We start from the raw sequence: 13,867 nt of genomic DNA, 5'->3' as shown, positions 1-13,867 counted from the left end.
ATAGAGTCTGGTCGGCGATGTGGTCGTCGAGGAAGCTACTGATCGTCATTCTCAGTACCGTCGGGTCGCCTGCGGGCGACGCCCCCGTATTGGCTGATGCGGCAAGCGCGGTGAGCAGGGCGACAATCGAATCTGCGAGCGCCGGGTCCTCGAGGGATCGGCCGGGGAGGCAGGCTCGATCGCGTCAGCCAGCGCTTTCAACGCCCGCAACGGCGGGCTGCCGGCATCGGCCGGCGATGAGATCTGTGAACCGGCTTCCGATGCGCGGGATCTGCCGCATCGAAACCGAGTTCCCCGACTGGCGGTGGGCCATCCGCACCCCGCCCCCTATCAGACACAGCAGAGGCAACGGGTTCAAAACCCGTCCAGTGTCAGTTCGAGTCTGACCGGGGGCACCAGTCACACCCGAGCACGAGGCCGAGCACCCGCCGCTCCACGATGCGCGCACCGACCCCTGCGCCACACTCACCAGGACAGCGCAGGTTCGTGGACTCCGACGACGATCTCGACTTCACTGTGGCGCACTCTCCGGACCCCGAACAACCGGCCGAGCAGCTCGTCGGCGCCGAGGTCGGTACGCGCCGCCCAGCGTCGGACCCGGTGCCGTGCACGAGACGACGCAACCGTCACCGACGCCGACGGTGACCCGTCGAAGTCCACCGTCACCCGGCCGCACTCCCCCGGCGCGACCTCGGCAGTCAACCGCGCGAGAGAGTCATCGGAGAAGACCACGGGTCCGGTGACCTCGACGACAAACCTGCACCGTGACAGCGTCGATGTGTCCGGCGTCCCGGTCCGGATACGCGAATCATGCACGGCCAGCCGGAGCAGCAGCGCGTCGGCGGTTTCTCCGACGAGCCAGACGGCCGCGTCCACCCCGCGCAGCGCGCCGGCGATGGTGTGTATCAGCGACGCCGCGGTGTGTCCGTCCGTTGACACGAGCACCACGATGTCCGGTATCGAGTACCGCAGTCCGGCGGTCCGGGCCGCCGGATCGGTGATGAGCGGTGCGAGTGCGAGAGCTTCGGCATTCTTCTCCGAGATCCGTTCGGGCACCGGCCGTTCGGCCCAGTCGGGACCATCGTGCCAGGCGAGGGCGTCGGGTTCGTGTGCGAAGACCGCGCCCATCATGAACGCCCGGTTCGCGAGCTCCCAGTCCTCACCGCCGTACCGGATGAACGACGGATCGAATCCGCCCACGTCGTCGAACAAGTCACGGCTGCAGGACATCACCGCACTGATCAGGTACTTGTAGCCGTCCCAGCCCGGGGTGAGGAGATCGGACGTGCGGTCATACGCGTCGACCAGCCATCCGGGTTCGCAGTCATGTGAGGGGTGGAGCCGCCGCTGCTCGGACAACCACTCGACCACCGAGTCCGGGGCGACCCGGCTCAGGTCGGCGTGCTTGCGCCGCCCGACCACGAGCGCGTCCGGCGCCGTGGCGGGCAATCTGACCGCACGCCGGATGTAGTCGGGTGTCGGAACCGTGTCCGCGTCGAGGAAACACAGGACCGAGCCGCTCGATGCCGCGGCGCCCAGATTGCGGGCGGCCGCCGCTCGAAAGCCCTTGTCCTCCTGGGTCACGACAGTGATGTCGAGGCGCGACGTCCACGCGCTCACGTCCGGTGGACACGTCGAACCGTCGTCGGCGACCACCACCTCGAGACGATCCCGCGGGTGGGTCTGGGCGGTCAACGCCTCGAGGACCAACGCGAGTTGGTGGGGTTGGTTGTAATGCGGGATCACGACACTCACCAGTGGCGTCGTCGTCGGAGCGTCGCCGACCAGATCCCAGCGATTGTCGGGCACCACGGTCCGACCGTCGTCGAGCTCGACGACGGTCACGCGCTCCACCGCCGCAACAGTCGCTCGTGAGTCCGGCCGACGTCGGCGGCCGTCGGCGACGGCGTCACGGCCGAATCGATCCACGTACTCGCAGGGTTCGCGAACGCACTCTCGATGGCGGCTCGAAGCGCGAGGTCGTCGTTCGCGTGCATCGTCAGCACACCCGGGGAACGCGCAGCGAGTTCGTCGGTATAGGCGGTGCGCGGGACCAGCGGCCGTCGTCCGGCGGAGATCCAGGAGTTGATCGACCCGGACGCCGACATGTGCCGGTGATAGGCGACCGGGACCGTCACCTCGGCCGACGCCCGACGCAATTCGTCGTCGGTCAGAAATCCGGTGATCGTGCACCGCCTCCCCATGTCCGCGGCGATCTTGGCGAGGTCGTCGGCCAGGTCCTCGTGGCCGGGCGACGGGGTGCCGAGCGCCATGAAGCCGATCGACGGATCCAGGTCGGACATCGCCTGCAGCGTCTCCAGGTGCCCCTTCCCGGGGTACAGGTAGCCGAGCACTCCGACGGTCGATTCCGCTGACGCCGAGGGCTTGTCGACGCGGACGGTGTCGAACAGCAGCGGAACGACCTCCACGTCGATCGACGCATCGACGTACTCGGCGAAGAGCGACGCCTCGTGGCGGCTCGACACGATCACACCCGTCGCGGATCGGGCCACCGAACGAAAGAAGTCGATGCGTGCATGCATCGCTCGTCCGTCGGAGGGTTGGGGCAGGTCGTGCAGGGTCACCGAGACCGGACGCCGAAGCGCAGCGATCATGGCGAGCACGTTGTCGCGAGCCTGCGATGGCGTGCGCCCGAACAGGCGATCGGTCACGTGCACATGCACGAGCGCGCACTCGGCCAGTCCCGATGCGACACCGGCACCGAGTGTGCGCATGTGCGCGAGCCGATGATCCGCGCTCTCGACGCTCACCGCGTCGAAGACCGATTTCGCGTACCGCACCACACCGTGCGACCGGGGGCCGACCATGAGGTGTCCGATCGGTCCCGTCACGGCAGACCCAAGATCTCGAGGAGGTCGTCGTAGCGGTCCAGCACTGCGTCGATGAACTCGGGATGTTCGGCGTACCAGCGCATCTGGCGGCGCCGGATGTCGTCGTCGGTGCGGGCTTCGCCATCGACGTCCCAGGACGCCCGCGGGGACGCCTCGATACCGAGCGCGTCGATCACCCGTCGTTCCAGGGGTGCTCGGATGTTGCCGAGCAGGTCGCGTGCCGGCGGAACCGGTGCCGCCGCCCCGAGCGAGTCGAGGATCCGGCCACCGAGAGCCAGCAACACCCGATTTCCGGGATGGTTGATCGTGTGCGCGGCGTCGGCCCCGAAACCGAGCAGGATGTCGGAGACCCCGATGTCACAGTGGCGACGCTCGCGGACCTCGAGCTGGTCCACACTCCAGCGCGCCGCCTCCCGGAAACGCTCGGCGGCGACATCGACGTCCCAGTCGTCGAAGCGGCCGCGGCCCGCTCTGATAGCGAGGACCGTTCTCAGATCGTGGTACGGAACACCGGCGGGCACTGCGGACGGCTGCGCTGGATGTCGGGCGATGACCTGGAACGGGTACAGCCCGCCATAGCGGATGACCGGCCATACGAGGACGGACGACGACGGCGCGATGTCGGCCAGGTCCGGACCACCGATGGGGAGTCCCCGGTATCCGGCACGCACCGGCTGGGAGACGATGACCGCGGTTCGACGGAGGAGGCGTTCGACATGGGCGATGTCGGAGGACTCGAGTTCGTGAACCGGTGGGACGCGAACGGTGCGGAACGGAAGGTCCGGGGAACTCGACAGCACGATCCGTAACGCCTCGGCCTGGCAGTTCCCCCAGACGACGAGTGGCTGCCTGTCATCGTTCGCCGGAGCCTCGGTGACGCCGTAGAACTCGCCGTAGTGCCGGGTCCGCCCGTCCACCAGCGCGTTGTCACTCGACGACATGTGCGCTTCGCTGTGGTCGAGCGACCTGGTGGTGTGCTGTCATCGTCTGTACTGACTCCCCTCGCGGACAACCGGCCGACTCCAGCTCCTCGTATAACCGTTCGTCCCGCTGACGAATCATCGGCTTGGTCACAATGCCCCGGTTCTCCAGACATTCGGAACGCACCGGAAACCGGACGGGTGTGCGACGGCCCCGGTGATCAGATCACCGGGGCCGCCTGCCGAACGAGAGAGGTTTTCCGTCACAACGTCCGGGCGATGATCTCTTTCATGATCTCGTTGGTGCCCGCGTAGATCTTCTGCACGCGGTTGTCGGCCCACAGGCGGGCAATCGGGTACTCGTTCATGTATCCATAGCCGCCGAAGAGCTGGAGGCATTCGTCGGCGACCACCATGGCGCGGTCGCTGGTCCACCACTTCGCCATCGCGACGGTCGGGATGTCGAGTTCGCCCTTGATGTGCTTGGTGATGCAGTCGTCGACGAACACGCGCGCGATCCGCGCCTCGGTCGCCGCCTCGGCGAGTTTGAACTTGGTGTTCTGGAAGCTGAAGATCGGCCGGCCGAAGGCGGTGCGGTCCTTGGTGTAGGCGATGGTCTCGGAAACCGCCTTCTCCATGCCGGCCACCGATGCCAGCGCGATGATCAGTCGCTCCTGCGGGAGCTGCATCATCAGCTGGACGAACCCCTGCCCCTCTTCGGCGCCGAGGAGGTTCGAGGTGGGGACGCGTACGCCGTCGAAGAACAACTCCGAGGTGTCCTGTCCGCGCTGGCCGATCTTGTCGAGCACCCGGCCACGGCGGAAGCCCTCTCGCTCGGCCTCGACCAGGATGAGCGAGATGCCCTTGGCGCCTTCGGACACGTCGGTCTTGGCGACGACGATGATGATGTCGGCCTGACCACCGTTGGTGATGAAGGTCTTGGAACCGTCGATGACGTACTCGTCGCCCTGCTTGATCGCCTTCGTCTTGACGTTCTGCAGGTCCGATCCGGTGCCCGGTTCGGTCATTGCGATGGCCCCGACCGCCTCGCCGCTGGCCATCTTGGGCAGCCAGGTCTTCTTCTGCTCTTCGGAGCCGTACTCCAGGATGTAGTGCGCGACGATGCCGTTGTGCAGGCTGACGCCCCACGAGCTGTCGGCGACGCGCGCCTGCTCCTCGATGAGGACCGCCTCGTGCGCGAAGGTGCCCCCGCCGCCCCCGTACTCCTCGGGGATCGACATACAGAGCAGGCCGAGGTCACCGGCTTTGTTCCACAGGTCCCGGTCGACGTGGTGCTGCTCGATGAACTTCTCGGTGTTCGGCTGGATCTCCTTCTCACAGAAGCTGCGTGCGAGATCGCGCAGCGCGGTGAGGTCGTCGTCTTCCCAGGAGGACCGTTCGGCCATGGTGTACATACCTATCCACGAGTGACAATGTCAACGGCGAGCGTAACAGTGAGTGTTGGTAACGTCGCGCGCGCATGACTCGTGGTCGCCCCACGCACTCGAGTTCCTACGACGCCGCATCCGATTTCGCGAAGCACTGCGCACGCATCGCAGCGACGGTCGCCCGTGCCGCGCGGTCGGCCGCAAGGTCGTCGAGAGGTGTTGTCATCGTGAGGAACTGGTAGTACAGGGGCGCGGACAGATGCCGCACGACAGCGATGGGATCGGTGTTCGGGGGGACCTCTCCCCGTTCGATCGCGTCGATGATCGGCAATGACCACTCCTCGACGCGCCGGCGGAAGAACTCGGCCAGGGCCGCCTTGGTGTCGCGGTCGTGGGTCGACGCCGCGATGAGCGCGGCGAACAGGCGGCCCTGCCGCGGGTGGGTGAGCGTCCGGACGACCAGCTCGGCGTTGGCACGCAGGTCGGCGTCCAGATTTCCGGTCCGCGTCGCGGTCACCGACCGTGCGGCCATGTCGTCCAGCAGATCGGCGACGACACACTGGGGAGTTCCCCACCGGCGGTAGATCGTGGTCTTACCGACTCCGGCAGCCCGCGCCAGGGACGACAGGTCGATCCCGGCGAATCCGTGCTCGATCAGCGCGTCTTCGGTCGCGGACAGCACCGATCCGCGGACCGCGGCGGTTCGGCCACCGGGACGAGCCACACCGGCTTGCGGGACGACCGGGCGGGATGAGGCGTCGGACATGCGCACATCCTAAGACCCCGCGCAGTCGTTATCGGGAACTCAGTTCCATTTGGTTCGATTCTGGGCTACGGTTACTAACGGATCTACAGTTCCCTTAAGGAGAGACATGGACTATCGTCAGGTTGGCCGATCGGGTCTGACCGTTTCTGAATTCGGTTTCGGCGCTGCCACATTCGGCGGCCGCGGAGAGTTCTTCGGCGCCTGGGGCAGCACGGATGTCGCTGCCGCGCGTCGACTCGTCGACCTCTGCATCGACGCCGGGGTGACGCTGTTCGACACCGCCGATGTGTACTCCGACGGCGCCTCCGAGGAGGTCTTGGGCGCAGCACTCCGCGGTCGTCGGGATCGCGTGGTGGTGTCGACGAAGGCCGCGTTGCCCATCGGAGACGGCCCATCCGACCGCGGCACGTCGCGTTCTCGACTCATCCGGGCCGTCGAAGCGGCACTGCGGAGACTCGACACCGACTGGATCGACCTGTTCCAGCTCCACGCCTACGATGCCGCGACCCCGCTCGACGAAGTCGTCGACACGCTGGACGTCTTGGTGCGCAGCGGCAAGATCCGCTACACGGGCGTCTCCAACTTCTCCGGCTGGCAACTGATGAGCTCGCTGGCAACGGCTGATCGACGTGGTGCCCCGCGTCATGTCGCGCACCAGGTCTACTACTCGCTGATCGGCCGCGACTACGAGTGGGAGCTGATGCCGTTGGCCGCCGAAGAAGGAGTCGGTGCACTCGTATGGAGCCCCCTGGGCTGGGGGCGCCTGACCGGGCGGGTGCGCCGCGACACACCCCTGCCGACGACGAGTCGTCTGCACTCGACCGCTGCTGCCGGACCGCCCGTCGACGACGAGCACCTCTACACCGTCGTCGACGCACTCGATCAGATCGCGCGCGAGACCGGCCGGACCGTGGCGCAGGTCGCACTCAACTGGCTGAGCCGTCGACCCACCGTGTCGAGCGTCATCATCGGGGCGCGTGACGAAGCGCAACTACGCGACAACCTCGGCGCGAGCGGATGGTCCCTGACTCCCGAGCAGATCCGAATCCTGGATGCGGCGTCGCAGGTGGAAGCCCCCTACCCGTACTTCCCCTACCGGCGGCAGGAAGGCTTCGCACTGCTCAATCCCCCGGCCGTCTGAGACCGGGGTCGGCACCCTGTAGATGTAGTGAGTCGTTGCGCTGGGCGCAACGTTGCGCGACGTCTACCGCCGAAAGAGCTTGTTGCCCAGCCACACCAGCGGGTCATAGTGCCGGTCGGCGACGCGCTCCTTCATCGGGATCAATGCGTTGTCGGTGATCTTGATCTGCTCGGGACAGACATCGGTACAGCACTTGGTGATGTTGCACAGTCCCAGCCCGTGTTCGGTGCGGGCCGAGTCGCGGCGTTCGGCCACGTCGAGGGGATGCATGTCGAGTTCGGCGACGCGCATCAGGAAGCGCGGCCCGGCGAAGTTCTGCTTGTTCTCCTCGTGATCCCGCACGACGTGGCAGGTGTCCTGGCACAGGAAACACTCGATGCACTTGCGGAACTCCTGTGAACGCTGCACGTCGATCTGCTTCATCCGGTACTCCCCCGGCGCGAGACCCTCGGGCGGCGTGAACGACTGGATCTCCCGCGCTTTCGCGTAGTTGAACGAGACATCGGTGACCAGGTCACGGATGACCGGGAACGTCCGCATCGGGGTCACCGTGACGACCTCGTCCTCGGTGAAGGTGGACATCCTGGTCATACACAGCAACTTCGGGCGCCCGTTGACCTCTGCCGAGCACGAGCCGCATTTGCCCGCCTTGCAGTTCCACCGGACCGCCAGGTCGGGCGCCTGCGTCGCCTGCAGCCGGTGGATGATGTCGAGCACCACCTCGCCCTCGTTGACAGTTACGGTGTAGTCCTCGAGACCACCGGCGTCGGTGTCCCCGCGCCAGATCCGGAACTTCGCGTCATATCCCATGTCAGTCCTCCGAATGCCCTTCGGCTCGCTCGCCCCCGGCGCCGGGGTGCCCGGCGATCTCGGCGGCGGTGTAGTACTTCTCGACCTCCGGGAACTCGAACAGCTCCAACAGGTCCGGACGCATGGGGGTCTGCTCCGTGCGCACGACGCTGACCTCCGGGACCGGGCCGTCCCCGTCGAGATCGGCGGTGCAGACCAACAGAGCGTTACGCCAGTTCGAGTCCATCGACGGGTGATCATCGCGGGTGTGCCCGCCACGGCTCTCCGTGCGCATGAGTGCAGCCTTCGCGACGCATTCGCAGACCAGCAGCATGTTGCGCAGGTCGACCGCGAGATGCCAGCCCGGATTGAACTGCCGGTGCCCTTCGACCTGCATGCCGCCCAACCGGTTTCGCAGGTCGGCCAGGACACCGAGCGCCTCCTGCATCTCGGCCTCTTTCCGGATGATCCCGACCAGATCGTTCATGGCCTGCTGCAGGTCGGTGTGCAGGGTGTACGGGTTCTCCGGTTTGCCCTCGGCCGGCGGATCGAAGGGCGCCAGAGCCGATGCCGCCGCCCGGTCGATGTCGTCGGCCGAGACCGCGGGCCGCGTCGTCAGTGATTCGACGTACGCCGCCGCGCCGAGTCCGGCACGTCGCCCGAACACCAGCAGGTCGGACAGCGAGTTGCCGCCCAGCCGATTCGAGCCGTGCATCCCGCCGGAACACTCACCCGCCGCGAACAGCCCCGGGACCCGTGAGGCAGCCGTGTCCGGATCCACCTCGATCCCGCCCATCACGTAGTGACAGGTGGGCCCGACCTCCATCGGTTCGGCGGTGATGTCGACATCGGCGAGTTCTTTGAACTGATGATGCATCGACGGCAGTCGGCGCATGATCTCCCCGGCGGGCATCCGGGACGCGATGTCGAGGTACACACCGCCGTGTTCGGTCCCGCGCCCGGCCTTCACCTCCTCGTTGATCGCCCGGGCGACCTCATCTCTCGGCAACAGGTCCGGCGTCCGGCGTGCGCTGTCGTTGTCGGCCAGCCACTCGTCGGCCTCCTCCTCGGTCTCCGCGTACTGACCTTTGAAAACCGGTGGGATGTAGTCGAACATGAACCGCTTGCCGTCGGTGTTCTTGAGCACACCGCCGTCGCCGCGGACACCCTCGGTCACCAGGATGCCCTTGACGCTGGGCGGCCAGACCATCCCGGTCGGGTGGAACTGGACGAACTCCATGTTGATCAGGCTCGCCCCGGCCCGGAGGGCGAGCGCGTGGCCGTCGCCGGTGTACTCCCACGAATTGGAGGTCACCTTGAACGACTTGCCGATCCCCCCGGTCGCCAGGACCACCGCCGGCGCCTCGAACAGGATGAAGCGGCCGGACTCACGCCAGTACCCGAACGCGCCGGCAATGGCGTCGCCGTCCTTGAGCAGATCGGTGATGGTGCATTCGGCGAACACCTTGATGCGCGACTCGTAGTCGCCGGTGGCGGCGAAGTCCTCCTGTTGAAGGGAGACGATCTTCTGTTGCATCGTCCGGATCAGTTCCAACCCGGTGCGGTCGCCGACGTGCGCGAGCCGCGGATAGGTGTGCCCGCCGAAGTTGCGCTGCGATATCCGGCCGTCATCGGTGCGGTCGAACAGGGCGCCGTAGGTTTCGAGCTCCCAGACCCGGTCCGGGGCCTCCTTGGCATGCAACTCGGCCATGCGCCAGTTGTTCAGGAACTTGCCGCCACGCATCGTGTCCTGGAAGTGCGTCTGCCAGTTGTCCTTCGAGTTGGCGTTACCCATCGACGCGGCGCACCCGCCCTCCGCCATGACCGTGTGGGCCTTGCCGAACAGTGACTTGCACACCACCGCAACCGAGTATCCCCGTTCGCGGGCCTCGATGACCGCCCGCAACCCGGCACCGCCCGCACCGATGACAACGACGTCGTACTCGTAGCGTTCCGGCTCGGTCATCTAGCGGGACTCCCAACGTTGAAAACGGCTGCACAACAGGCGTTGTGTGGTCAATCGGTCAACCCACGAACCTCAGGTCCGAGATGGTGTCGCTGGCAACCAACATGATGTAGAAGTCGGTGAGCACCAACGTGCCGAGCGTGATCCAGGCGAACTGCATGTGCCGTGTGTTCAGCTTGGAGACCTGAGTCCAGATGCGGTACCGCACCGGGTGTTTCGAGAAGTGCTTGAGACGGCCACCGGTCACGTGACGACACGAGTGACACGAGATCGTATAGGTCCAGAGCAGTAGCACGTTCCCGACGAGGATGACGTTGCCCAGACCGAAGCCGAACCCGCCGTCGGCGCCGTGGAACGCGATGACGGCGTCGTAGGTGTTGATCACCGAGATGATCACCGCTGCATAGAAGAAGTACCGGTGTGAATTCTGGATGATCAGCGGCAGCCGCGTCTCCCCGGTGTATCGGCTGTGGGGTTCGGCGACCGCGCATGCCGGCGGGGACAACCAGACCGACCGATAGTAGGCCTTGCGGTAGTAGTAGCAGGTCAACCGGAACCCGAGCAGGAACGGTAGCGACAAGAACGCCAACGGAATCCACATCGGGAGTTCGGGAAACGGCGTCCCGAAATGACTCGCGCCGGGGACACACGACTCGCTGAGACACGGCGAGTAGAACGGCGACAGGTAGTGGTACTCCGCCGAGTAGTAGGCGGTACGCACGAACGAACGTATGGTCGCGTAGATGACGAAGGCCGCGAGACCGGCGATCGTCAGCAGCGGCGCCAGCCACCACCTGTCCCGGCGGAGTGTTCGTGCCAGGATTCGCGCGCGACCGGGAGAGAAGACCCCGACTGCGTCCCGCTCAGTCGCGGGGGCACTCACTTCGTGCGCTCACGCGAATGAAAGCCCAGCCCTTCGTCTTGCGCACCCAGCCAGGCCGACTCGTCCGACTTGCTGTCGGGCACATAGATCACCTGGTCCCGTCCGAGCTTCGCCTGCAGGAGCGGCGGGGGCGCATGCTCGAAGTCGTGGAGGTCGATCTCCAGACGGTCCAGGTCGTTGGACATCCGTCGGACGGCGTCGACATCGCCGTACTGGGTCTGCAGTGTGGTCATGTGATGGCGTAAGGCCCCTATGCTGCGATGCAGATCCCTGATCTCGGTCGGTATCATGGCACATCCCTTCCTGCCTATGTGATGAAGAACACAGTACCGGCCGGGCACGTCGAGTCAACGGTCTTGACCGAACGTGTCGGGGCCCTCGACCGGAGGCTGCCGGATGAGCGACGACGACCGCGGTCCCGGGGAGAACCTGCCCCGCGCCGAGCAACGATGGACTGCATCGGCGTTCGTGCTGGTCGCGATGGCGATCCCGTTCCTGCTCCCGGCGCGCTACGCCGCCGGCACCGCATGGCTGCTACCCGCGATCGAGGGAGTGGTGCTGCTGACACTGATCGCGGTGGATCCCGGGCGGATCGACCGGCCCGGACGATGGGTTCGAGCACTGTCCGTGGGTCTTGTCGTCGCCATCGCCGCGGGTGCGGCGTGGGGTGCGGGACGACTCGTGTGGGATCTCCTGCACGGCGATCCGCAGACCGAGGCGGCGAACCAGTTGTTGGTCGCCGGTGCGCTCGTCTGGCTGCAGACCGTCATCGCGTTCGCGTTTCTCTACTGGGAACTCGACGGCGGCGGTCCGGTCAACCGACACCTGAACCCTGCCGAGCACCCGGATCTCGCATTTCCGCAGCAACTCGAACCGCGGTTGGCAGCGCCGGGTTGGCGGCCGGTGTTCTTCGACTATCTCTACCTGGCCTTGACCAACGCGACGGCGTTCAGTCCCACCGATGTGATGCCCCTGGCGCGGCGCGCGAAGCTCGCGATGGCGTCGCAGGCACTGCTGTCGATCGTCATCCTCAGCCTGGTCGTGGCCAACGCGGTCAACCTCCTCGACTAGCCCGGCGCCGGCACCGGCCGGAATAGCGTCGGCGAGGCAACGGTTGAGTCGGCGGAGTTCCCCGGAGCAGATCGGAGTCGACGATGAGTGAGACAGGAGCCGCGACCGTGGCCTCGCGGCAGGTCATTCGAGGCACCGATCGGCACATCTTCCGAAGCGAGTGGCTCGATTCCCGCCAGTCGTTTCCGGTCACCGGCAACTTCGACCTGACCGCGAATGCACACGGGGTCCTGCTCGTGCACAACGATGATCGCGTCGACGCGGGCGAGGGCTTCGACGCCCATTTCCACCGCGACGCCGAGATCATCACATGGGTGCTCGAAGGTGCTGTCGCTCATCGTGATTCGTTCGGCAACACCGGCGTGATCACTCCCGGTGTCGCTCAGCGGATGAGTGCGGGCCGCGGGATCACCCACACCGAGGCAAACGCTTCTCGCCGTAGCGAAGACCGTGACCTGCGCGTCATCCAGATGTGGGTGGCTCCCGAACACGCCGGAGGTGAACCCGGTTACGCGGAGCGCGATTTCACCGGAGCCCTCGCGGCCGGCGGCCTCGTGACCGTCGCCTCCGGCATGCCCGAGCACGCTGCCACCACAGCGATCTCGATCGACAACCAGCATGCGGCACTCCATGTCGCGCGACTCGGATCCGGACAGTCGGTCACTCTTCCGCCGGCACCGTTCGGACATCTGTACGTGGCGCGGGGCGGTGTCGAGCTGGACGACGGCATCCGACTCGTCGAGGGTGATGCCCTGCGGACCACCGCACACGGAACCGTCGCCGTCTCCGCGACGACGGATACCGAGATCCTCTTCTGGGAGATGCACACGACGTTTCGCCGCTGACCGACCCGAGGACAGCCCTCGTCCACCTCGTCTTCACTGACCTGTAGACGATTTGCCATAATGCTGCCGGTTCACTGCGACACCGCTACTGTGTGAGCCACTCGAAGGGTGAGGCACTTCGCGCGCCTCGACGGTCAGGTCACCCAGCGAAAGGACGTCCATGCCTTCTCCGTCACCCGCGGCACGACTCGCGGCTGAGTTCTTCGGCACATTCTGGTTGGTCTTCGGTGGATGCGGCAGCGCCATCTATGCCGCCAAGCAGATCGCTCAATCCGAGGACGGCCAGGACACCTTCCAGGTCGGAATCGGCTTCCTCGGAGTCTCTCTGGCGTTCGGCCTGACCGTGGTCACGATGGCCTACGCGGTCGGACACGTCTCGGGAGCACACTTCAACCCCGCGATCACGCTGGGCGCCGCCGTCAGCGGTCGACTCTCCTGGAAAGAGCTGCCCACCTACTGGATCGCGCAGGTCGTGGGTGGTCTGCTCGCCGGCCTGATGCTCTTCCTGATCGCGAAAGGCCAGCCCGGGTTCGTGGCCGAGGGCAACATGGCCGCCAACGGATACGGGGAACACTCTCCCGGCAACTACTCGCTCACCGCGGTCCTCATCGCGGAGATCCTGTTGACGGCCTTCTTCCTCATCGTGGTTCTGGGTGCGACCGACGGGCGCGCTCCCGCTGGCTTCGGCCCGCTGGCCATCGGCCTGTGCCTCACCCTCATCCATCTGATCTCGATCCCGATCAGCAACACCTCGGTCAACCCGGCCCGCTCGACCGCGGTCGCCTTCTTCAACGGCAACGGTGCACCCGGCCAGCTGTGGGCCTTCTGGCTCGCCCCGTTGATCGGTGGTCTGATCGGCGGTCTCCTCTACCCCCTGCTGTTCCAGAACGGGAAGCGCACGGCGCCCGAGCCGACCCGGGCCGAGACAGCCGACGCCTGAGCGGATCCGCGGCCTGGCGGCAACTCACCCGGTGGCGGTCCTGCGCACATGACGCAGATCGGAACCCGCACGAGCGCGAGTGGCCGAATCGTCTGCTCCCTGAGGTGCGAGCGAAGCGAGCCACGAAGGGTCTCGCAAGGCGTCTCACCAGACCCTTCGAGGCTCGTCGCTTGCGCTCCTCACACCTCAGGGGGCGGGGACGGTCGTCGCTTGCGCTCCTCACACCTCAGGGGGCGGGGACGGTCGTCGCTTGCGCTCCTCACACCTCAGGGGGCGGGGACGGTCGTCGTTTGCGCTCCTCACACC

Annotated in this window: 13 protein-coding genes and 1 tRNA gene; 5 read left to right on the top strand and 9 right to left on the bottom strand. The window is 66.3% G+C overall.

Annotated elements, in window-relative coordinates:
* Nucleotides 1–322 precede the first annotated feature (322 nt).
* Nucleotides 323–398 (top strand) — tRNA-Leu (locus CA982_RS26595).
* A 67-nt stretch (nt 399–465) separates the two neighbouring features.
* Here the strand turns inward: CA982_RS26595 and CA982_RS22445 are convergent.
* From CA982_RS22445 to CA982_RS22425, 5 genes are all read right to left on the bottom strand, one after another.
* Entirely contained in the window at nt 466–1,845 is a 1,380-nt protein-coding gene (locus CA982_RS22445; protein ID WP_086537417.1) for a glycosyltransferase family 2 protein, read from the bottom strand.
* A complete protein-coding gene (locus tag CA982_RS22440; RefSeq protein WP_086537394.1) occupies nt 1,842–2,852 on the bottom strand; it encodes a glycosyltransferase family protein in 1,011 nt (336 codons plus the stop codon). Before CA982_RS22440 ends, CA982_RS22445 begins: the two co-directional genes overlap by 4 nt.
* Nucleotides 2,849–3,793, bottom strand: coding sequence for a WcbI family polysaccharide biosynthesis putative acetyltransferase (locus tag CA982_RS22435; RefSeq protein WP_086537393.1), 945 nt, complete (start codon nt 3,791–3,793; stop codon nt 2,849–2,851). The genes CA982_RS22440 and CA982_RS22435 overlap by 4 nt, the downstream gene beginning before the upstream one ends.
* 242 nt (nt 3,794–4,035) lie before the next feature.
* Nucleotides 4,036–5,178, bottom strand: coding sequence for an acyl-CoA dehydrogenase family protein (locus CA982_RS22430; RefSeq protein WP_086537416.1), 1,143 nt, complete (start codon nt 5,176–5,178; stop codon nt 4,036–4,038).
* A 106-nt stretch (nt 5,179–5,284) separates the two neighbouring features.
* Nucleotides 5,285–5,926 carry a TetR/AcrR family transcriptional regulator gene (locus CA982_RS22425; protein WP_086537392.1) on the bottom strand — a complete coding sequence of 214 codons (642 nt, stop codon included), beginning with the start codon at nt 5,924–5,926 and terminating at the stop codon, nt 5,285–5,287.
* A 106-nt stretch (nt 5,927–6,032) separates the two neighbouring features.
* Here CA982_RS22425 and CA982_RS22420 point away from each other — a divergent pair, with 106 nt between their 5' ends.
* Entirely contained in the window at nt 6,033–7,067 is a 1,035-nt protein-coding gene (locus CA982_RS22420; RefSeq protein ID WP_086537391.1) for an aldo/keto reductase, read from the top strand.
* A 63-nt stretch (nt 7,068–7,130) separates the two neighbouring features.
* On the opposite strand, the gene CA982_RS22415 is transcribed toward CA982_RS22420, so the two are convergent.
* Genes CA982_RS22415 through CA982_RS22400 form a run of 4 tightly spaced genes read right to left on the bottom strand, consistent with a single transcriptional unit; the run spans nt 7,131 to nt 10,995 of the window.
* Entirely contained in the window at nt 7,131–7,877 is a 747-nt protein-coding gene (locus tag CA982_RS22415; RefSeq protein ID WP_086537390.1) for a succinate dehydrogenase/fumarate reductase iron-sulfur subunit, read from the bottom strand.
* Nucleotide 7,878: 1 nt separating this feature from the next.
* Nucleotides 7,879–9,822: a fumarate reductase/succinate dehydrogenase flavoprotein subunit gene (locus CA982_RS22410; RefSeq protein ID WP_086537389.1), complete on the bottom strand. Its 1,944-nt coding sequence runs from the start codon at nt 9,820–9,822 to the stop codon at nt 7,879–7,881.
* Between the two features lie 58 nt (nt 9,823–9,880).
* Nucleotides 9,881–10,705 carry a hypothetical protein gene (locus tag CA982_RS22405; protein ID WP_086537388.1) on the bottom strand — a complete coding sequence of 275 codons (825 nt, stop codon included), beginning with the start codon at nt 10,703–10,705 and terminating at the stop codon, nt 9,881–9,883.
* Nucleotides 10,702–10,995 carry a hypothetical protein gene (locus tag CA982_RS22400; RefSeq protein WP_004019878.1) on the bottom strand — a complete coding sequence of 98 codons (294 nt, stop codon included), beginning with the start codon at nt 10,993–10,995 and terminating at the stop codon, nt 10,702–10,704. Before CA982_RS22400 ends, CA982_RS22405 begins: the two co-directional genes overlap by 4 nt.
* Before the next feature lie 106 nt (nt 10,996–11,101).
* On the opposite strand from CA982_RS22400, the gene CA982_RS22395 reads away from it, so the two are divergent.
* From CA982_RS22395 to aqpZ, 3 genes are all read left to right on the top strand, one after another.
* Nucleotides 11,102–11,776 (top strand): DUF1345 domain-containing protein, encoded by a 675-nt coding sequence (locus CA982_RS22395; protein WP_086537387.1) that lies wholly within the window; start codon nt 11,102–11,104, stop codon nt 11,774–11,776.
* An 83-nt stretch (nt 11,777–11,859) separates the two neighbouring features.
* Nucleotides 11,860–12,621 carry a pirin family protein gene (locus CA982_RS22390; RefSeq protein WP_086537386.1) on the top strand — a complete coding sequence of 254 codons (762 nt, stop codon included), beginning with the start codon at nt 11,860–11,862 and terminating at the stop codon, nt 12,619–12,621.
* A 160-nt stretch (nt 12,622–12,781) separates the two neighbouring features.
* Nucleotides 12,782–13,561, top strand: a complete 780-nt coding sequence (aqpZ, locus tag CA982_RS22385; protein WP_086537385.1) for an aquaporin Z — start codon at nt 12,782–12,784, stop codon at nt 13,559–13,561.
* The last annotated feature ends 306 nt before the right edge of the window (nt 13,562–13,867 follow it).

The sequence above is a fragment of the Gordonia lacunae genome (assembly GCF_002149015.1).
In the GTDB taxonomy this organism is placed as follows: Bacteria; Actinomycetota; Actinomycetes; order Mycobacteriales; family Mycobacteriaceae; genus Gordonia; species Gordonia lacunae.
Note: the sequence above shows the minus strand (reverse complement) of the source record. Positions and strands in the feature narration are given on the sequence as shown.